Origin of the sequence: Rhodoferax sp., assembly GCF_014859475.1 — a bacterium.
Lineage (GTDB): Bacteria > Pseudomonadota > Gammaproteobacteria > Burkholderiales > Burkholderiaceae_C > Rhodoferax.
In genome coordinates, this window is record NZ_JACUUE010000042.1 from 1 (window position 1) to 18,183 (window position 18,183).

Sequence of the window (18,183 nt, forward strand, 5' to 3'; positions counted from 1 at the left end):
AGTCCTGGATGTTGTTCATCCACTGGTTGTAGGTGTTGACCCAGTTCTCGGGCACAAACTTGACCTGGCCGGACTGCACCGCGTCGATGGCTTTTTGCGTGATGCTCTTGCCGGTAGGGTCTTGCTCAGACACTTTGGTCATCGCCACAAACCACTGGTCGGTCAGCATGGGCTCGACAATTTGCCCGGTGCGGGCGCAGCGCGGCACCATCAGCTTGTGCTTTTTGATCTCAACCAGCAATTCCAGCGATTGCAGGTCTTTGACGATCTGCTTGCGGGCATCAAAACGGTCCATACCCTGGTAGGCGGCAGGTGCCTCAGAACTGATTTTGGCGTCGAGCGTGAGCACGCAAATCATTGGCAACTGGTGGCGCTGGCCGACGGCGTAGTCGTTCTGGTCGTGCGCCGGGGTGACCTTGACCACGCCGGTACCAAAGGCCTTGTCCACATAGTCGTCGGCAATGATCGGGAGGCTGCGCCAGGCCGCAGGCGTATCACCCGACAGCGGCAGCATGACGTGTTTGCCGATCAGGTGGACATAGCGTTCATCCTCGGGGTGCACCATGGCGGCCACGTCGCCAAGCAGGGTCTCGGGGCGCGTGGTGGCCACCACCAGGCCAGGGAGCAGTTCGCCATTCACCAGTTGCGGGCCGTCGGCAAACGGGTACATGATGTGCCACAGGTTGCCGTCTTCTTCTTCAGACTCCACTTCCAGGTCTGACACGGCGCTCATCAGCACCGGGTCCCAGTTGACCAGGCGTTTGCCGCGGTAGATCAGGCCTTGCTCATACAGGCGCACAAAAGTCTCAGTGACAGTTTTGGACAGCTTGGGGTCCATGGTGAAGTACTCGCGGCTCCAGTCCACGCTGTCGCCCATGCGGCGCATTTGGGTGGTGATGGTGTTGCCGCTTTTCTCTTTCCACTCCCACACCTTGCTCACAAAGTTTTTGCGTGCTTGCGCCGGCGTCGGGCCCATGTCGTGGCGGCTGATGCCTGCAGCTTGCAACTGGCGCTCGACCACAATTTGCGTGGCAATACCGGCATGGTCGGTGCCCGGAATCCAGGCGGTATTGAAGCCCCGCATGCGGTGGTAACGCGTCAGGCTGTCCATGATGGTCTGGTTGAACGCGTGCCCCATGTGCAGCGTGCCAGTCACGTTGGGTGGCGGCAACTGGATGCTGAAATTTTGGCCATTGCCCGCAGCCTCTGCGTTGGGCTTGCCCGTACCGCGAAAACCGGCAACGCCATAGCCGCGCTGCTCCCACTCCGGCCCCCAGTGCGCCTCCAGCGCGGCAGGTTCAAACGATTTGGGCAGGCTGTTTAAGCCAGGTTGGTCAAGGGTGTCGGTCATGGGATATGCCAAAAATGACGAACGGCACGCGCGTGTGCCGTTCCAAGGAAGAGTTGGAAACTGCCCGGATTTTACCGGGACGGCCCACCCTGCAGTCTGACTCAGGCTGCAGGCATGCGCATCAGATGGTCAAACGCGCCCAGCGCCGCCTTGGCGCCGTCGCCGGTGGCGATGATGATCTGCTTGAACGGCACGGTGGTGGCATCACCCGCAGCGAACACGCCCGGCAGTGACGTCTGGCCGCGCGCATCGACCACAATTTCACCGTGACGCGAGAGCTCCAGCGTACCCTTGAGCCATTCGGTGTTGGGCACCAGGCCAATCTGCACAAACACACCCTCTAATTCGATATGGTGGCTGGCCTCGGTGGCCCGGTCTTTGTAAGTCAAGCCGTTCACCTTTTGCCCGTCGCCGGTGATCTCGGTAGTTTGGGCGTTCACAAGGATCGTGACATTGGGCAGGCTGTTGAGCTTGTTGACCAGCACCGCGTCAGCGCGCAGCTTGGTGTCGAACTCGATCAGGGTGACGTGTGCCACCACACCGGCCAGGTCAATGGCCGCCTCAACGCCCGAGTTGCCGCCACCGATCACCGCCACGTGCTTGCCCTTGAACAGCGGGCCGTCGCAGTGCGGGCAATAGGCCACGCCCTTGGTTTTGTACTGCTCCTCACCCGGCACGTTGACGTTGCGCCAGCGCGCGCCGGTGCTCAGAATCACTGTTTTGCTCTTCAAATGGCCACCATTGGCCAGCTTGATGTCGATCAGGCCATTGGGCTCGGCCGCCGGCAGCAATTGGTCAACGCGCTGCAGGTTCATGATGGGAACGTCGTAAGCCCTGACGTGCGCTTCCAGGGCGGCGGCAAACTTGGGGCCGTCGGTTTCGAGCACCGAGACGTAGTTTTCGATCGCCAGCGTGTCGTTCACCTGGCCGCCAAAACGCTCGGCCACGATGCCGGTGCGAATGCCTTTGCGCGCGGCATACACCGCCGCCGCCGCACCCGCCGGGCCCCCCCCCACAATCAGCACGTCATATGGGGCCTGCCCGCTCAGTTTGGCCGCCTCGCGCTGGGCGGCGCCTTGGTCGAGCTTGGCCACAATTTCTTCCAGCAGCATGCGTCCCGAGCCAAACATCTGGCCGTTGAGGAACACCATGGGAACCGCCATCACCTGGCGCTGGTTGACTTCTTCCTGGAACGCACCGCCTTCGATGACCACCGTCTTGACCTTGGGGTTGAGCACGGCCATGAGCGACAAGGCCTGCACCACGTCGGGGCAGTTGTGGCAGCTCAGCGACATATAGACTTCAAAATTGAAGTCGCCGTCAAGCGCCTTGATCTGGTCGGTCACATCGGCTTCGACCTTGGGCGGGTGGCCGCCGGTCCACAGCAGCGCCAGCACCAGCGAGGTGAACTCGTGGCCCAGCGGCAGGCCGGCAAAGCGCAGGCTGTTGGGTGTGCCCGGGCGCTGCAAGCTAAAGGACGGCTTGCGCGCGTCAGTGCCATCGGTTTTGAGCGTGATCTTGTCGCTGCGCAGGCCCTGAATGGTCTGCAACAGACTCAGCATGTCGCGCGAGTTCTCGGAGTCGTCTAGCGATGCGATGATTTCGAATGGTTGTTGCACGCGCTCCAGGTAGGCGCCGAGTTGTGTCTTGAGGGTATCGTCCAACATGTATTTCGTTCTTTCGTAATTAAGCGACTTTGAGAACCGGCCTCGGTCAAATGAATGGGCGACTGAGGCCAGAGATGCACTGGCAAACCTCGTGAGTTCGCCAGCGGGGTGAGTGTGGAGCGGTTGCTTAGATCTTGCCAACCAGTTCCAGCGACGGTGCAATGGTCTTGGCGCCTTCGTTCCACTTGGCCGGGCACACTTCACCCGGATGCGCGGCGGTGTACTGTGCAGCTTTGAGCTTGCGCAGGGTTTCTTTCACGTCACGGGCGATTTCGTTGGAATGGATTTCCAGCGTCTTGATGATGCCGTCAGGGTTGATGACAAAAGTACCGCGGTAAGCCAAGCCGTCTGCGTCAATGTGCACATCGAACCCACGGGTCAGCGTGTGGGTGGGGTCGCCCACCAGCGGGAACTGGGCCTTGCCCACAGCGGGCGAGGTCTCGTGCCAGACTTTGTGCGAGAAATGCGTGTCGGTGGTCACGATATAGACCTCGGCGCCCATTTTCTGGAACTCGGCGTAGTTGTCGGCGGCATCTTCGACTTCGGTGGGGCAGTTGAACGTAAAGGCGGCGGGCATGAAAATCACGACCGACCATTTGCCCTTCATGCTTTCGTTGCTGACTTCAACGAACTTGCCGTTGTGGAAGGCTTGGGCTTTGAACTCGGGGATTTGCGTGTTGATCAGGGACATGTGGGACTCCAGTTGGGGTTGAAAAATTTGTCGCTGCGAAGCGTGTTCTGCAGCGATGGGCAAATCATAGCGCGTTACTATCGATTTCATGATGCATTGTTTATAAGCTATCGATAGCCAAACTGTATGGCGCGCCACATGGCTTCACAATTAACAATAATTTGCTGCACAACAAACAATTAAACTACTCGAATGTGCACAGCTCACCTGTAAAAGCCCGATGCCGCAAAGGAAACCGCAATGCAAACCTTGAATCTGGAACAACTCAAAGCCGCTACGCTGGCAGGTGGTGTCACCGGCATCAGCCTGCGTGGTGAAGGCGCGGCGTTTGTGGTGCATGTGCACACCCAGCGCGGCGAGGCCATCATGGTCACCTCGCGCCAGCAACCGCGGCGTTTTGCCGACCCGCGCAAAGCGCTGCAAGTGCTGCGCAATGTGGGCTGGAACCAATGCCAGATTGATGTTGTTGCATGGCGCCCCGAAGAGCGCGCTCTTGAAAAGCGCGCGCGCCCGGATCGCAGCGCCGCCCTGAAAGCCGCGCACGAGGCAGCGCAGGCCGACGCTGACTACGACCGCTGGTTTCGCGCCAAGGTTCAGGCCTCCATTGACGGCCTCAAGGATGGCAGTAACCGGATATTGACTCAGCAAGAGGTCGATGCCCATCGGGCGGCACTGCGCACCAAGCTGGAAGCCATGCGCATGACGCGTGCTGCTGCCTGATCCGGCATGCTCAACGTCGTCGAAACGCTTCAGTTTTTAGCCGATCTGGATGAAGTGGTGTTATTCATTGCCCAAGACAATCTGAGCGCAGCAGTGGGCCTTGAGGACCACGTCCATCAGCAGGTCAGGCACCTGGCCGACCCCAACTTTCCCCGCCGACAAGGGCGAATGCCAGACACGCTGGAGCTGGTCGTGCACCCGAATTACGTCGTGATCATGCAGCAAACCGACACCACCGTGACCGTGTTGAGCCTGTTGCATGTGGCGCGCCAGTATCCTTAAGCACTTATTTTTGATTCATCACCGCCATGCTTTTTCTGCTCTCCCCCGCCAAATCGCTCGACTTTGACCCGCCTGCCACCGAGGTGCCACACACGCAGCCGCTGTTTGTGCCGCAGGCAACTGAACTGATCACGATCCTCAAGCAAAAGTCGCCGCAGGAGGTCGCCAGCCTGATGCACCTGAGCGACAGCCTGGCGGGGCTCAACGTGGCGCGTTACCAGGCCTGGTCGCCCAAGTTCAGCGGCAAAAACGCCAAGCAGGCGGTGCTCGCCTTCAACGGCGATGTCTATGACGGGCTCGATGCCAAAACCCTGGGTGCAAACGAACTGGCCTGGGCACAAGACCATGTGTGCATTTTGAGCGGTCTGTACGGCGTGCTGCGCCCGCTTGACTACATGCAACCGTATCGGCTGGAAATGGGCACCAAACTGGCCAACCCGGGCGGCAAGGATTTGTACCAGTTCTGGGGCTCGCAGATTGCCGACTACCTCAATACCCGCCTGGCCGCCGACAAAACCCCGGTCGTCGTCAACCTGGCCAGCCAGGAATACTTCAAGGCAGTCGATCAAAAGGCACTCAAGGCGCGCGTGGTGGACTGCGTGTTTGAAGACTTCAAGGACGGCAAATACAAGATCATCAGCTTTTACGCCAAGCGCGCGCGTGGTTTGATGGCGCGCTTTGCCGCCTCCCGGCACCTGAGCCTGCCTGAGCAGCTCAAGGGTTTTGACCTTGATGGCTATGCCTTCGCGGCCAGCCAGTCCAGCGCCGAGCGACTGGTGTTCCGGCGTCAACGGTAAGGCCTCGGTATTGGTGTAATCCCTAGGTGGCAGGACAGGCGATTGACAGTTTGGCGGCTCAGAATTCGCCGGTGTTCAGTTCATTTGTCAACAGGAGACTTCACCATGAATCACGTTCAATCTTTCGCCCGCTGGACCGCGCCAGTCGCAGTTGCCATGGCTTTTGCCAGCGCGCCGTCTTTCGCCTTTGAACCCGGCAGCACCGAGTGCATTGCCCCGGCCGGCGCCGGTGGCGGCTGGGACATGACCTGCCGCATGGTCGGCAAAACCATGCAAGACCTCAAGCTGATTCCCGGCACCATGCAGGTCACCAACAAATCCGGCGGCGGCGGCGGCGCGGCCTATGCCGAGGTCATCAACAAGCGCAACAACGACAACAACTTGATCGTGGCCGCGTCGTCGGCCACCTCCACCCGCCTGGCCCAGGGTGCCTATCCGGGCAATACCATGGACCAGGTCAAATGGCTGGCCTCGGTGGGTGCCGACTACGGCATGGTGGCCGTGGCTGCCAACTCGCCTTACAACACCCTGCCCGAGCTGATGGCCAAGGTCAAGACCGACCCCACGGCCATCGCCTTTGCCGGCGGCTCGGCCGTGGGCGGCTGGGATCACCTCAAGGTGTTGATTGCCGCACGCAAGGCCGGCATCAGCAATGTGCGCAGCGTCAAATATGTCGCTTTCGAGGGCGGCGGCGAGGCTGTCACACAATTGCTCGCGGGCAAGATTCAGGCCTTCACCGGCGACATTTCCGAAGCCAAGGGCTTTGTCGATGCCGGCAAGATCAAGGTGCTGGCGGTGCTGGCCCCCGAGCGCTTGGGCGGCGACTTTGCCAAGTTCCCGACCGCCAAGGAGCAGGGGCTGGATGTGGTGGGTGCCAACTGGCGCGGTTTTTATGCGCCCGGCGGCATGAGCGCCGATGCCTATGACTTCTGGGTCAAACAGATCGGCACGGTCTATGACTCCAGGGAGTGGAAAGCCATCATGGCCAAGAACGGCATGGAGGCACTCAACCTGCGCGGCGCGGCGTTCCAGAACTATGTGAAAGCGTCGGTGGACGAGATCAACGCCTTGTCCAGAGAAATCGGCATCGTCAAGTAAGCGCTGCCCCGACCCCGGCCTGTTGACCAGCGCGGGTTGGCAGGCCCGTTTTCAACCGGGGGCTGCGCAGGCCCCCATTTTTTGACCGGATGCCGCCATGAGCGACCGTATCTTTGCCGTCATCGTCCTGGCCATCGCCCTGGCCATGGCTTGGGCCACGACCCAGATTCAAGAGAGCTTCATTCAGGACGCGCTCGGCCCCAAGGCCTTTCCAATGCTGATTGCCGTGCTCATGGCCGCCTCGGCCGTGGTGATGTTTTTCAAGCCCGACGCCGACCCCGAATGGCCCGGCCTTTACAAGACGCTTGAATTAATGGCCACCGTCGGCGTGCTGGTGGCCTATGCCCAGTTGTTGCCGATAGCAGGGTTTGTGCTTGCTACCACCTGCGCCACGGCGTTTCTATGCTGGCGCCTGGGTGCCAATGGGCGGCAATCGGCGCAGGCCGGGGTGCTGACCGCTGTGGGCATTTTTGTGCTGTTTCAGCATGTCCTGGGTGTCAACATGGCCAAGGGCCCGTGGGGCTTTTAAGCTCTCAAAGGACTAAAAATGGAATCTTTAGAAGCTCTGGCGCACGGGTTTTCGATTGCGCTGACCTGGCAAAACCTGGGCTTGGCGCTGCTTGGTTGTTTGCTCGGCACCATTGTCGGCGCGCTGCCGGGGCTGGGGCCCTCCAATGGCGTGGCCATCATGATCCCGGTGGTGTTCAGCATGGGCCTGGCGGCCACGCCGGCGCTCATTTTGCTCACCAGCGTTTATTACGGCGCCATGTATGGTGGCCGCATTTCGGCCATTTTGCTCAACATTCCGGGCGATGAGCCAGCGCTGATGACCACGCTTGATGGCTACCCCATGGCGCGACAGGGGCACGCCGGCGAGGCGCTGGCCATCTCGGGCCTGGCCTCGTTTGTGGGCGCCTTTGCCGCCACCATCGGCCTGGTGGTGCTGGCGCCGCAGTTGGTCGAAGTGGCCCTGCTGTTTGGCCCGGCCGAGTACTTTGCCATGTTTACGCTGGCCTTTGCCACGCTGGGCGGCGTGACCAGCGCCAACCAGGCCAAGGCCGGTTTTGCCACCTGCCTGGGGCTGGCGCTGGCCTTTATTGGCGTGGACGGCCAGACCGGTGTGCCGCGCTTTACCTTTGGCAATGTGCACTTTTACGACGGCGTTGACTTTCTGGTGGCCATCGTCGGCATGTTCGCCTTGTCCGAAGTGTTTGTCTTCATTGAAGAGCGCGGCAAGGCGGGCAGCCACACCACCGCCAAGATGCCCGAGGTGGGCCGGGTGATCCCGCCCTGGTCCATGATCAAGCAAACCAGTGGCGCCATGGGCCGCAGCACGGTGCTGGGCTTTGTTGCCGGGGTCTTGCCGGGCGCTGGCGCGTCGCTGGGCTCGTTTTTGGCCTACACCGTTGAAAAGAAAGTGGCCGGCAAAAATGGCCGCTTCGGCAAGGGCGACCCGCGCGGCGTGGCCGCCCCCGAGGCCGGCAACAACGCCGCTGCCGGTGGCGCGCTGGTGCCCATGCTGGCCCTCGGTGTGCCGGGTTCCGGCACCACGGCGGTGCTGCTGGCCATGCTGCTGGCCATGGACATCACGCCGGGGCCGCTGCTGTTCACGCAAAACCCCGATGTGGTCTGGGGCCTGATTGCCGCCCTGTTCATTGGCAACATCATGCTGCTGGCGCTGAACCTGCCGATGGTGAGCCTGTTCACCAAGCTGCTCAAGATTCCGTCGATGTACCTGATGCCCGGTGTCACCATGATCTCGTTTGTCGGCATTTACGGCATCACCAATTCCACCTTTGATTTGATGCTGATGATCGCCTTTGGCGTGCTCGGCTGGGTGTTGCGCAAGTTCGAGATTCCGATGGTGCCGGTGATTCTGGGCATTTTGCTGGGCGAGCTGATGGAGAAAAACCTGCGCCGCGCGCTGACCATTTCGGACGGCGACTTTGCCGTGCTGTACCAGTCGCCGCTGGCGGTCGGCTTTTTGACCGTGGCGGTGATCGGCTTCATCGTGCCGATTTTTCTGCGCAACTTCGTCAAACCGAAAAAACTGGTCGAAGACAACATCACCGAAGGCACGCCTGATTGAGGCCAACGCCCTGCAGTGCGCAGGGTAGCCCGCTGGTGGTAGATTACGGGGCACCAGCCGGGTCAGGTGACCGGGTTGGTCTTTTTGATTGACCCCTTCGATGCTCTCCTCAGCCCATTCCCCGCTCGGCAAACCCAGCCGCTACGCCGACCAGTACGACCCGGCACTGCTGTTCCCGATTGCGCGGGCACCGCAGCGCGGCGAACTGGGCATTGGCACCACTCTGCCCTTTTTGGGCGCCGACCTCTGGACCGCTTTCGAGCTGAGCTGGCTCAACGCGCGCGGCAAGCCGCAGGTGGCACTGGCGCACATCATGGTGCCCTGTGAATCGGTCAACCTGATCGAGAGCAAATCGCTCAAGCTCTACCTGGGCAGCTTCAACAACAGCCGCTTTGCGGATGCCGCTGAAGTAGCGTCGCGCCTGCGCACCGACTTGACCGAAGCTGCCTGGCGCGGCGCAATGATGCAGTCGAGCGTTGGCGTCAAGCTGGTGACGGCCGAGCTGTTTGACCGCGAGCCGATCCAGGAGCTCGACGGCCTGAGCCTGGACCGGCTCGACCTGGACTGCGACCGCTACGCCCCGGCACCCGAACTGCTCACCTCGTGCACCGACGAGGCGCCGGTGTCCGAGGTGCTCACCAGCAACTTGCTGCGCAGCAATTGCCCGGTGACGGGCCAGCCCGACTGGGGCAGCGTGCAGATCAGCTACTTCGGGCCGCAAATCGAGCAGGCCGGGCTGTTGCGCTACATCGTCAGCTTTCGCAAGCACCAGGGCTTTCACGAGCATTGCGTGGAGCGTATGTTCATGGACATCATGGTGCGCTGCCAGCCGCACAAGTTGACGGTTTATGCCCGCTACACGCGTCGCGGCGGGCTCGACATCAATCCGTTTCGCACCAGCCACCCGCAATCGCTGCCGACCAACCACCGCAACGCGCGGCAGTAGCGCCACGCAGATCACAAGCCCTCATGCAGCCTCACGCCAACCACACCATGACAACACCCAAAAAAAACACCGACCTTGATACCGTTGAAGGCCTGCTCGGGCGTCTGGAGCAGCTCAACGACATCGGTGCAGCGCTGTCCAAAGAGCGCGACATCAGCCGACTGCTGGAATCCATCTTGCTGGCGGCCAAGGGCATTACACACGCCGATGGCGGCACCATTTACAGCAAGGATGCCAACGGAGACCGCCTGCGCTTTGAAATTTTGCGCACCGACTCGCTCAAGATAGCCATGGGTGGCAGTGCAGCCGAGCCAATGCAGTTCCCCGACCTGCCGCTGATCAACGCCGCTGGCGCGCCCAACGACGCGCTGGTGGCGGCCTACGCGGCCATTCACCGCGTCACCGTCAACATCGAGGATGCCTACACCGACCCCGATTTCGACTTTTCCGGCACCCGTGAGTTTGACCAGAATACCGGCTACCGCTCCCAATCCTTTTTGACCGTGCCCATGTGCAATCAGGACGGCGATGTGATTGGTGTGCTGCAGTTGCTCAACGCCATGGCACCCGGCAGCGCCGAGGTGCGGCCCTTTTCCAAGGCCGACCAGCAGCTGGTCGAATCGCTGGCCTCGCAGGCCGCCATTGCGCTCAGCAACCGCCTGCTGATCAAGCAGCTTGAAGACCTGTTTGAATCCTTCATCAGCCTGATCAACCTGGCCATCGACGAAAAATCGCCCTACACCGGCGGCCACTGCCAGCGCGTGCCGACCCTGACCATGATGCTCGCCGAGGCCGTGACACAAAACCAGCAAGGTCCGCTGGCCAATTTCGCCATGTCGGAACTCGACCGCTACGAGCTCAAGATTGCCGGCCTGCTGCACGACTGCGGCAAGATCACCACGCCAGTGCATGTGGTGGACAAGGGCACCAAACTGCAGACCCTGTTTGACCGGATCGACCTGATCGACACCCGATTCGAGGTGCTCAAGCGCGACGCCGAAATTGACGCTTTGCGCCGGCAGCTGGCATTGCGCCCCTGCGTCGATGCCGCCGCCGAGCGTGCACTAACGACCAATCTGGCAAGCCAGATCGGTGCGATCGATGAGGACCGCAACTTTTTGCGCGCCATCAATTCAGGCGGCGAGTTCATGAGCGACGCCGCCGTGGCGCGCGTGCACCACATCGCCAGCCACTACCAATGGCGCAAGGCCGACGGCCGGCAAGCCGACTTCTTGTCGGTGCAGGAAACCGAAAATCTGTGCATCCGCAAAGGCACGCTGACCCTGGCCGAGCGCGACACCATCAATTACCACATCGTGGCCACCATCAAGATGCTGGAAAAGTTGCCCTGGCCCAAACACCTCAAGAACGTGCCCGAGTATGCCGGCGGCCACCACGAGCGCATGGACGGCAAGGGTTACCCCAAGGGGCTCACGCGCGAACAAATGTCGGTGCAGGCGCGCATCATGGGCATTGCTGATATTTTCGAGGCGCTGACCGCCTCTGACCGCCCCTACAAGCGGGGCATGAAACTGTCGCAAGCCATTGGCATCATGGTCAAAATGAGGGAAGACGGCCACATCGACCCTGACCTTTTTGATATTTTCCTCAAGCAGGGCGTTTACCTCAGTTATGCCCAGGCCTTTGTCGATCCGGAGCAAATTGACGATGTCAAACTGGTGCTACCCGACTGAATCGGCTCGCGAGCTTGCCGGTCATGGCCGATTGATGAAGGATGCAGCACGGATAATGCGCGCATGTTTTCACCCTTTGCACACCCCCAGCGCGCTTGGTCATGCCCGAGCCCTTTTATAACGCGCAGGACCAAGACATGAAGCTGCTGGCGCTCGACACCAGTACCGACACCATGTCGATAGCGCTGCAACGTGGCGCGGGCGGCGCTGCCGCGCTGTTCCAGCACACCGCTGCGGGCGGCGCACAAACCTCCACCCAGTTGATTCCCGAAATCCTGCGTCTGATGGCGCTGGCGCAGCTGCGCTTTGCCGACCTGGATGCCATCGTCTTCGGTGCCGGGCCGGGCTCTTTTACCGGCTTGCGCACCGCCTGCTCGGTGGCCCAGGGGCTGGCTTTTGGCGCGGCTGTGCCGGTGTTGCCGGTGGACACGCTGCTGGCCGTGGCCGAGGAGGCGCGACACCACAACGGGAATGCGCAAACCTTTGCGGTCACCGCCCTGCTCGACGCGCGGATGGACGAGCTCTACACCGCCGACCATGTGTTCGATGACGGCAGCTGGGCGCCGGGCAGCAACGTGCGCCTGATCAAGCCCGAACAACTGGTCTGGAATAGCACAAACGTGCTGGCCGGCAATGTGTTCGACAGCTATGGCACGCGCTTGCCCGCGCTGGCCACGCGCATCACGGCCCTGCCCACGGCCACGGCGCTGTTGCGCCTGGCACCGGCCCTGCTGGCTGCGGGTGGCGCGGTGTCGGCCGAGCAAGCCTTGCCCAGCTACATTCGCGACAAAGTGGCGCAAACCACGCAGGAGCGTGCCGCCATCAAGGCGCAGGCCGGGGCGGCGCCATGAATCTGCAAAATCCTGACCAGGCGGCGACCGTCCGTTTCGAGCCCATGAACGAACTGCACCTTGATGCCGTCGCCAATCTTGAGCAGCAAGCCCATGCCCACCCCTGGCAACGGCGTCATTTTTCCGACTGCCTGGCCAGTGCCTACGAGGCGCAGTTGCTGCTGGCCGGCGACACCCTGCTGGGCTATTTTGTGGCGATGAAGGGTGTCGAAGAGGTGCATCTGCTCAACATCAGCGTGGCACCCGCGCACCAGCGCCAGGGCTGGGCGCGCGTCATGCTCGATGCCCTGGCCCTGTGGTCGCGTGGCCAGGGCGCGCAGTGCTTGTGGCTGGAAGCGCGCGACGGCAACACCAGGGCACTGCAGGTTTACAAAGCGCACGGTTTTCGCCGAGTCGGTGTGCGGCGCCAGTATTACCCGGCGGCGCAGGGGCGGCGCGAAGATGCGGTGGTCATGAGCCTCAAACTCGACGCTGCCCCCGTGCCAAAGGCTGTGCCATGAGCCTCGCCCTGGACGCACGCCAGCGCGCCATGCTGCTGGAGATGGGCGTGCGCGTGTGGCAGCCGAGCGCGCCTGCTGAAGCCGCCACAGCACCAGCAGCGCCAGTGCGCCTGTCCGGGCCGGGTGCCATGGCACCCGAATCGCTTGCGCCTGACACCGTTAGCGCCAACCCGCACTCGCCAAAGTCTGAAGATGCCGTACCCGGCAGCGCCCCGCTGGCACGCCCTGTTGCCAAGGCCCCGGCCAGGCCCAGGCCGCCAGCGCCCACCAAGGTGGCCGAGCTGGCCAGCGGCATCGCCAGCATGGATTGGCCCGGTTTGACCGAAACCGTTCTTCATTGCCAGGCTTGCGCCATGTGCCTGGGCCGGCGCACGCCGGTATTGGCACCGCCCGCGCAGCCCATCGCATGCGACTGGCTGGTGCTGGGCGACCCCCCGGATGAATCCGAAGAGCGCGCACAAAGGCCCTTTGTCGAAGCAGCGGGCCAACTGCTCGACAACATGCTGCGCGCGGCCGGGGTGAAGCGCTGGGACCATGCCACCAGCGCCAGCCTGTCAGCCCCGCAGCGCGCCTACCTGACTCACGTGCTCAAATGCCGCCCGGCCCTGATGCGGGCCCCCCACGCGACCGAGTTGAGCACCTGCGCCCACTTCTTGCGCCGCGAAATCGCCCTGATCCAGCCCAAGGTCATCCTGGCCATGGGGCGCTTTGCCATGCAACTGCTGCTCAGCGAAACCCCGCCCGAACAAGCCCGGCTGCCGCTGGGCAAATTGCGCGGCCAGGTCTGGCGCTTTGCCGACGTGCCGGTGGTGGTCACCTACCCCCCGGCTTACCTGTTGCGCAACGGCCAGGACAAAGCCCGCGCCTGGGCCGACCTGTGCCTGGCGCGTGCCGTGGCCAGCGGCGCCAGCACCATCCCCAGCCCGTAAAATCCGGGCATGTTGATCGTCAAAACCCAATTACTCGATGCCCTGCGTGACGCGCTGGAAGATGTACAGCCCGGTGCCGGCGCCAAAGCCGCCTTCGAGTCACCCAAAGTGGCCGCCCATGGCGACCTGGCCACCACAGCCGCCATGCAGCTGGCCCGCCCACTCAAGCAAAACCCGCGGCAGCTCGCTGAGAGCCTGTGCGCCGTGCTGCGCACCACGCTGGCCTACCAGACCTGGGTCGAGTCGCTCGACATTGCCGGGCCCGGCTTCATCAACATCAAGCTAAAAGCCACGGCAAAACAACAAGTAGTGCGCTCGGTGATGCTGCAAGGCGAGCGTTATGGCACGCAAGCCGACAACGGCCAACGCATGCTGGTGGAGTTTGTCTCGGCCAACCCGACCGGCCCGCTGCACGTGGGCCACGGCCGCCAGGCGGCGCTGGGCGATGCCATTTGCAACCTGTTCGAGAGCCAGGGCTGGCTGGTGCACCGCGAGTTTTATTACAACGACGCGGGCGTGCAAATTGGCACGCTGGCCACCAGCACCCAATTGCGCGCGCAGGGCTTCAAGCCGGGCGACGCCTGCTGGCCGACCGACCCCGACAACCCGGTAAGCAAGAACTTTTACAACGGCGAGTACATCGCCGACATCGCCGCCGACTTCCTGGCGCAAAAAACGGTCACTTCCGATGACCGCGCGTACACCGCCTCGGGCGATGCGGCTGATCTGGACAGCATCCGCCAGTTTGCCGTGGCCTATTTGCGCCACGAGCAAGACCTCGACCTGTCGGCCTTTGCCGTCAAGTTTGACAACTACTACCTGGAAAGCAGCCTCTACACCAGCGGCAAGGTCGAAGCCACCGTCAAGCGTCTGGTCGAAGCCGGAAAAACCTATGAGCAAGACGGCGCGCTGTGGCTCAAGTCAACCGACTACGGTGACGACAAAGACCGCGTGATGCGCAAGCAGGACGGCAGCTACACCTACTTTGTGCCCGACGTGGCCTACCACATCAGCAAATGGGAGCGCGGCTTTTCCAAGGTCATCAACATCCAGGGCACCGACCACCACGGCACCATTGCCCGTGTGCGCGCCGGCTTGCAGGCCGCCAATGTCGGCATTCCGCAGGGCTACCCCGACTATGTGCTGCACACCATGGTGCGGGTGGTCAAGGGCGGGCAAGAGGTCAAGATCAGCAAACGTGCCGGCAGCTACGTGACACTGCGCGATTTGATCGAGTGGACCAGCAAGGACGCGGTGCGCTTCTTTTTACTCAGCCGCAAGCCCGACACCGAATACACCTTCGATGTCGATCTGGCGGTGGCCAAAAACAACGACAACCCGGTCTATTACGTGCAATACGCCCACGCCCGCATCTGCTCGGTGCTGGCCGCCTGGGATGGCGATGCTGCCAGCCTGCGCCACGCCGACCTGGCGCCGCTGCAAAGCCCGCAGGCGCTGGCACTGATGCTGCTGTTGGCCAAATACCCCGACATGCTGAGCGCCGCCGCCGCGGGCTTTGCCCCACACGACGTGACGTTTTATCTACGCGAACTGGCCGCCTGCTACCACAGCTATTACGACGCCGAGCGCATTCTGGTCGATGACGAAGCGCTCAAGCTGGCGCGGCTGGCACTGGTGGCGGCCACCGCGCAGGTGTTGCGCAATGGCCTGGCGGTGCTGGGGGTCAGCGCCCCGCAAAAAATGTAACCCGACGACAAGCAAAGACAACTCATGAAACAACAACGCGGCAGCACCATTTTGGGTTTTATCCTTGGGCTTTTGGTGGGGCTGGGCCTGGCGCTGGCAGTGGCCGTGTATGTAACCAAGGTGCCCATCCTGTTTTTCAACAAAGCGGTCAGCAGCAACCCCGACCAGGATGCCAATGAGCTTGAAAAAAACAAAAACTGGAACCCCAACGCGCCGCTGTATGGCAAGAATCCAGCCCTACAGGTGGGGCCTGCCGGACCTGCGGCGACCGACAACCAGGCTGCGCAGGGCGCCGACCCCCTTGGCGATCTGGTCAAGGCGCAAACCCAGGATGGCAAGGCGCCGGCAACCAGCAACACACCCGACCCATTTACCTACTTTATCCAGGTTGGCGCCTACCGCTCGCTTGACGATGCCCAGGCGCAGCGCGCCAAACTCTTGCTGTCAGGCATTGAAACCAAAATCACCGAACGCGAGCAATCGGGCCGCACAATCTACCGCGTGCGCGTCGGCCCATTTGACAAGCGCGGACAAGCCGATGCAGCCAAAACCAGTCTTGCAGCCGCAGGGGTTGAGACCGCATTGGTGCGCGTGCAGCGTTGAACTTTGCCGCCTTTGCCGCCTTTGCCAGCTCATAGCCTGCCTTCATCATCTTCAAGAGAATTCACCATGCAACGTCGCTCGTTTGTCATTCACACCGGTGCGCTGGCGGTTGGCGTCACACTCCTGCCACCAGGTCTGGCACTGGCCCAAGCCGGGGTACCGCGTGCAGGTGCCGACTTCCTGGTGCTGAATCGCCCGGCACCGGTTGATGCGCCCGCCGACAAGATCGAGGTGATCGAATTTTTTGGCTACTTCTGCCCGCACTGCAATGCATTCGAGCCGGTTTTGTCGGCCTGGGTCCAACAACTGCCCAATGACGTGGTTTTCAAACGGGTACCCGTTGCATTCAACAGTGGCGCTGCGCCGCAGCAGCGTTTGTATTACGCGCTCGAAAGCATGGGTTTGGTCGAACAACTCCATGCGCGCGTTTTTGCCGCCATCCACGGCGAAAAACAAAATCTGAGCCAGGGCGCGGCCATTGCCGACTGGGTGGCAAGGCAAGGCGTTGACCGGGCCAGCTTCACCGAGCAGTTCGACTCGTTTTCCGTTTCCAGCAAAGCCGCGCGCGCCAGGCAACTTCAAACCGCTTACCAGGTCGAAGGTGTGCCCGCGCTGGGCATCGCCGGGCGCTACTACACCGACGGCGCCATGACCCGGAGCATGGATCGGGTATTACAGGTGGTTGACCATTTGACCGAGCAGGTCCGCCGCACCCGCTAAAGTCGGCGATGACCGCTACAATCTTGCCAACACCTACGCAAGATTCATGCCTTTATGAAAATCCCCCTGCCTTTCCGCTTGATCGCCTGCGCTGTGCTGCTGGCTGCATCGCTTGCCAGCGCTGAAGATGCCGATCGGGACAAACCCATGAACATCGAGGCCGATGCGCTGCGTTATGACGATGCCAGGCAGATCAGCATCTTTACCGGCCGGGTGGTGCTGACCAAGGGAACCATCCTGATTCGTGGCGACAAGCTGGAGGTGCGCCAGGACCCGCAGGGCTTTCAGTATGGCGTGGTCACCGGCGCGCCGGAACAGCGCGCATTTTTCAGGCAAAAGCGCGAAGGGGTCGATGAAACCCTGGAAGGCGAAGGCGAAACCATTGACTACGACAGCCGCCTCGATACCGTGAAATTCACCGGCCAGGCGCAGTTGCGCCGGTTCCAGGGCACCAAGCTCAACGACGAGTTCAATGCCGGCATCATTGTTTACAACAATTTGACGAATGTATTTACCCTGGATGGCACCCCGGCGGCAGGCTCCCAAGGCAGCACTGGCCAGCCCGGTGCACCGGCTGGCCGCGTTCGCGCCATGCTGACACCCAAATCCGAACCAGCAACAGCGCCAGCGCCCACCAGCAGCGCGCCACTGCGCAGCAGCCCCCGGTTGGGTGGCTCCGCGCAATAACGCCCCTACCCGCCATGACCGACCCCGTGCCCGCGAGCGGACTGCCAGAAAGTCGCCTGGAAGCGCATCACCTGCAAAAATTTTATGGCAGCCGCAAGGTGGTCAAGGACGTGTCCTTGACCGTGCGCAAAGGTGAGGTGGTGGGGCTGCTGGGGCCCAATGGCGCCGGCAAAACCACCTCGTTTTACATGATCGTTGGCCTGGTGCGAGCCAGCGCGGGCGACATCACCATCGACGGCGAGTCCATTGAGCACATGCCGATTCACCGGCGCGCGCGACTGGGTTTGAGCTATTTGCCGCAAGAGGCCTCCATTTTTCGCAAGCTCAATGTCGAGGACAACGTGCGCGCCGTGCTCGAATTGCAGCTGGACGCACAAGGCAAACCACTGCCCAAGGCTGAGATTGAAAAGCGCCTGACCGGTTTGCTGCAAGACTTGCGGGTGGACCATTTGCGTGACTCATCCGCCCTGTCCCTGTCCGGCGGCGAGCGCAGGCGCGTTGAAATTGCCCGCGCCCTGGCCACCCAGCCCCAGTTTATTTTGCTTGACGAGCCCTTTGCCGGCATTGATCCGATTGCCATCATCGAGATCCAGCGCATCATCTCCTTCCTGAAAAGCCGGGACATCGGGGTGCTGATCACCGACCACAACGTACGCGAGACCCTGGGCATTTGCGACCACGCCTACATCATCAGCGACGGCAGCGTGCTGGCGCAGGGGACGCCTGCCGAGATCATCAACAACGTCGATGTGCGCCGGGTATATCTGGGTGAGCACTTCAGAATGTGAATATGGCCCCCACGCTTGTCACTTCCCCGGAATCGGCTTTTGCCGACTCCGCATGTACTGCGC

The 18,183-nt window shown here is 61.8% G+C and carries 19 protein-coding genes; 16 read left to right on the top strand and 3 right to left on the bottom strand.

Annotated elements, in window-relative coordinates:
* The 3 genes from IBX54_RS06085 to ahpC form a co-directional block, all read right to left on the bottom strand.
* Positions 1 to 1,351: class I tRNA ligase family protein (locus IBX54_RS06085; protein ID WP_296541771.1), on the bottom strand; the 1,351-nt coding region annotated here is incomplete at its 3' end.
* A 101-nt stretch (positions 1,352 to 1,452) separates the two neighbouring features.
* Positions 1,453 to 3,018, bottom strand: a complete 1,566-nt coding sequence (gene ahpF / locus IBX54_RS06090; protein ID WP_296541772.1) for an alkyl hydroperoxide reductase subunit F — start codon at positions 3,016 to 3,018, stop codon at positions 1,453 to 1,455.
* Positions 3,019 to 3,145: 127 nt separating this feature from the next.
* Positions 3,146 to 3,709, bottom strand: coding sequence for an alkyl hydroperoxide reductase subunit C (gene ahpC / locus IBX54_RS06095; protein WP_296541773.1), 564 nt, complete (start codon positions 3,707 to 3,709; stop codon positions 3,146 to 3,148).
* Between the two features lie 240 nt (positions 3,710 to 3,949).
* On the opposite strand from ahpC, the gene IBX54_RS06100 reads away from it, so the two are divergent.
* From IBX54_RS06100 to lptB, 16 genes are all read left to right on the top strand, one after another.
* Positions 3,950 to 4,429, top strand: coding sequence for a hypothetical protein (locus IBX54_RS06100; protein WP_296541774.1), 480 nt, complete (start codon positions 3,950 to 3,952; stop codon positions 4,427 to 4,429).
* Positions 4,430 to 4,435: 6 nt separating this feature from the next.
* A complete protein-coding gene (locus tag IBX54_RS06105; RefSeq protein WP_296541775.1) occupies positions 4,436 to 4,711 on the top strand; it encodes a type II toxin-antitoxin system RelE/ParE family toxin in 276 nt (91 codons plus the stop codon).
* A 26-nt stretch (positions 4,712 to 4,737) separates the two neighbouring features.
* Complete coding sequence (yaaA, locus tag IBX54_RS06110) at positions 4,738 to 5,508, top strand: peroxide stress protein YaaA (RefSeq protein ID WP_296541776.1); 771 nt, start codon at positions 4,738 to 4,740, stop codon at positions 5,506 to 5,508.
* Between the two features lie 105 nt (positions 5,509 to 5,613).
* Positions 5,614 to 6,606, top strand: coding sequence for a tripartite tricarboxylate transporter substrate binding protein (locus IBX54_RS06115; RefSeq protein ID WP_296541777.1), 993 nt, complete (start codon positions 5,614 to 5,616; stop codon positions 6,604 to 6,606).
* A gap of 97 nt (positions 6,607 to 6,703) precedes the next feature.
* Positions 6,704 to 7,135, top strand: a complete 432-nt coding sequence (locus IBX54_RS06120; protein WP_296541778.1) for a tripartite tricarboxylate transporter TctB family protein — start codon at positions 6,704 to 6,706, stop codon at positions 7,133 to 7,135.
* Positions 7,136 to 7,153: 18 nt separating this feature from the next.
* The gene (locus IBX54_RS06125) at positions 7,154 to 8,695 is read left to right on the top strand and encodes a tripartite tricarboxylate transporter permease (protein ID WP_296541779.1); all 1,542 of its coding nucleotides are present in this window, start codon (positions 7,154 to 7,156) and stop codon (positions 8,693 to 8,695) included.
* A gap of 100 nt (positions 8,696 to 8,795) precedes the next feature.
* Positions 8,796 to 9,641: an NADPH-dependent 7-cyano-7-deazaguanine reductase QueF gene (gene queF / locus IBX54_RS06130; RefSeq protein ID WP_296541780.1), complete on the top strand. Its 846-nt coding sequence runs from the start codon at positions 8,796 to 8,798 to the stop codon at positions 9,639 to 9,641.
* A gap of 47 nt (positions 9,642 to 9,688) precedes the next feature.
* Positions 9,689 to 11,335: an HD family phosphohydrolase gene (locus tag IBX54_RS06135; protein WP_296541781.1), complete on the top strand. Its 1,647-nt coding sequence runs from the start codon at positions 9,689 to 9,691 to the stop codon at positions 11,333 to 11,335.
* A gap of 137 nt (positions 11,336 to 11,472) precedes the next feature.
* Positions 11,473 to 12,186 carry a tRNA (adenosine(37)-N6)-threonylcarbamoyltransferase complex dimerization subunit type 1 TsaB gene (gene tsaB, locus IBX54_RS06140; protein WP_296541789.1) on the top strand — a complete coding sequence of 238 codons (714 nt, stop codon included), beginning with the start codon at positions 11,473 to 11,475 and terminating at the stop codon, positions 12,184 to 12,186.
* Entirely contained in the window at positions 12,183 to 12,686 is a 504-nt protein-coding gene (rimI, locus tag IBX54_RS06145) for a ribosomal protein S18-alanine N-acetyltransferase (RefSeq protein WP_296541782.1), read from the top strand. Before tsaB ends, rimI begins: the two co-directional genes overlap by 4 nt.
* On the top strand, positions 12,683 to 13,615 hold the full coding sequence (locus IBX54_RS06150; RefSeq protein ID WP_296541783.1) for a uracil-DNA glycosylase: 933 nt from the start codon (positions 12,683 to 12,685) through the stop codon (positions 13,613 to 13,615). Before rimI ends, IBX54_RS06150 begins: the two co-directional genes overlap by 4 nt.
* A 9-nt stretch (positions 13,616 to 13,624) precedes the next feature.
* Entirely contained in the window at positions 13,625 to 15,322 is a 1,698-nt protein-coding gene (argS, locus tag IBX54_RS06155; protein ID WP_296541784.1) for an arginine--tRNA ligase, read from the top strand.
* Positions 15,323 to 15,346: 24 nt separating this feature from the next.
* Positions 15,347 to 15,925 carry an SPOR domain-containing protein gene (locus IBX54_RS06160; RefSeq protein ID WP_296541785.1) on the top strand — a complete coding sequence of 193 codons (579 nt, stop codon included), beginning with the start codon at positions 15,347 to 15,349 and terminating at the stop codon, positions 15,923 to 15,925.
* Between the two features lie 66 nt (positions 15,926 to 15,991).
* Positions 15,992 to 16,645: a thiol:disulfide interchange protein DsbA/DsbL gene (locus tag IBX54_RS06165; RefSeq protein WP_296541786.1), complete on the top strand. Its 654-nt coding sequence runs from the start codon at positions 15,992 to 15,994 to the stop codon at positions 16,643 to 16,645.
* 54 nt (positions 16,646 to 16,699) lie between these two features.
* Positions 16,700 to 17,332: a lipopolysaccharide transport periplasmic protein LptA gene (lptA, locus tag IBX54_RS06170; protein ID WP_296541787.1), complete on the top strand. Its 633-nt coding sequence runs from the start codon at positions 16,700 to 16,702 to the stop codon at positions 17,330 to 17,332.
* A 14-nt stretch (positions 17,333 to 17,346) separates the two neighbouring features.
* Positions 17,347 to 18,120: an LPS export ABC transporter ATP-binding protein gene (lptB, locus tag IBX54_RS06175; RefSeq protein ID WP_296541788.1), complete on the top strand. Its 774-nt coding sequence runs from the start codon at positions 17,347 to 17,349 to the stop codon at positions 18,118 to 18,120.
* Positions 18,121 to 18,183: the final 63 nt, after the last annotated feature.

Excerpts from the sequence above, each read along its gene's own strand:
- ahpF (WP_296541772.1), bottom strand. The coding sequence starts at position 3,018 with ATGTTGGACGATACCCTCAAGACACAACTCGGCGCCTACCTGGAGCGC.
- ahpC (WP_296541773.1), bottom strand. The coding sequence starts at position 3,709 with ATGTCCCTGATCAACACGCAAATCCCCGAGTTCAAAGCCCAAGCCTTC.
- IBX54_RS06100 (WP_296541774.1), top strand. The coding sequence starts at position 3,950 with ATGCAAACCTTGAATCTGGAACAACTCAAAGCCGCTACGCTGGCAGGT.
- IBX54_RS06105 (WP_296541775.1), top strand. The coding sequence starts at position 4,436 with ATGCTCAACGTCGTCGAAACGCTTCAGTTTTTAGCCGATCTGGATGAA.
- yaaA (WP_296541776.1), top strand. The coding sequence starts at position 4,738 with ATGCTTTTTCTGCTCTCCCCCGCCAAATCGCTCGACTTTGACCCGCCT.
- IBX54_RS06115 (WP_296541777.1), top strand. The coding sequence starts at position 5,614 with ATGAATCACGTTCAATCTTTCGCCCGCTGGACCGCGCCAGTCGCAGTT.
- IBX54_RS06120 (WP_296541778.1), top strand. The coding sequence starts at position 6,704 with ATGAGCGACCGTATCTTTGCCGTCATCGTCCTGGCCATCGCCCTGGCC.
- IBX54_RS06125 (WP_296541779.1), top strand. The coding sequence starts at position 7,154 with ATGGAATCTTTAGAAGCTCTGGCGCACGGGTTTTCGATTGCGCTGACC.
- queF (WP_296541780.1), top strand. The coding sequence starts at position 8,796 with ATGCTCTCCTCAGCCCATTCCCCGCTCGGCAAACCCAGCCGCTACGCC.
- IBX54_RS06135 (WP_296541781.1), top strand. The coding sequence starts at position 9,689 with ATGACAACACCCAAAAAAAACACCGACCTTGATACCGTTGAAGGCCTG.
- tsaB (WP_296541789.1), top strand. The coding sequence starts at position 11,473 with ATGAAGCTGCTGGCGCTCGACACCAGTACCGACACCATGTCGATAGCG.
- rimI (WP_296541782.1), top strand. The coding sequence starts at position 12,183 with ATGAATCTGCAAAATCCTGACCAGGCGGCGACCGTCCGTTTCGAGCCC.
- IBX54_RS06150 (WP_296541783.1), top strand. The coding sequence starts at position 12,683 with ATGAGCCTCGCCCTGGACGCACGCCAGCGCGCCATGCTGCTGGAGATG.
- argS (WP_296541784.1), top strand. The coding sequence starts at position 13,625 with ATGTTGATCGTCAAAACCCAATTACTCGATGCCCTGCGTGACGCGCTG.
- IBX54_RS06160 (WP_296541785.1), top strand. The coding sequence starts at position 15,347 with ATGAAACAACAACGCGGCAGCACCATTTTGGGTTTTATCCTTGGGCTT.
- IBX54_RS06165 (WP_296541786.1), top strand. The coding sequence starts at position 15,992 with ATGCAACGTCGCTCGTTTGTCATTCACACCGGTGCGCTGGCGGTTGGC.
- lptA (WP_296541787.1), top strand. The coding sequence starts at position 16,700 with ATGAAAATCCCCCTGCCTTTCCGCTTGATCGCCTGCGCTGTGCTGCTG.
- lptB (WP_296541788.1), top strand. The coding sequence starts at position 17,347 with ATGACCGACCCCGTGCCCGCGAGCGGACTGCCAGAAAGTCGCCTGGAA.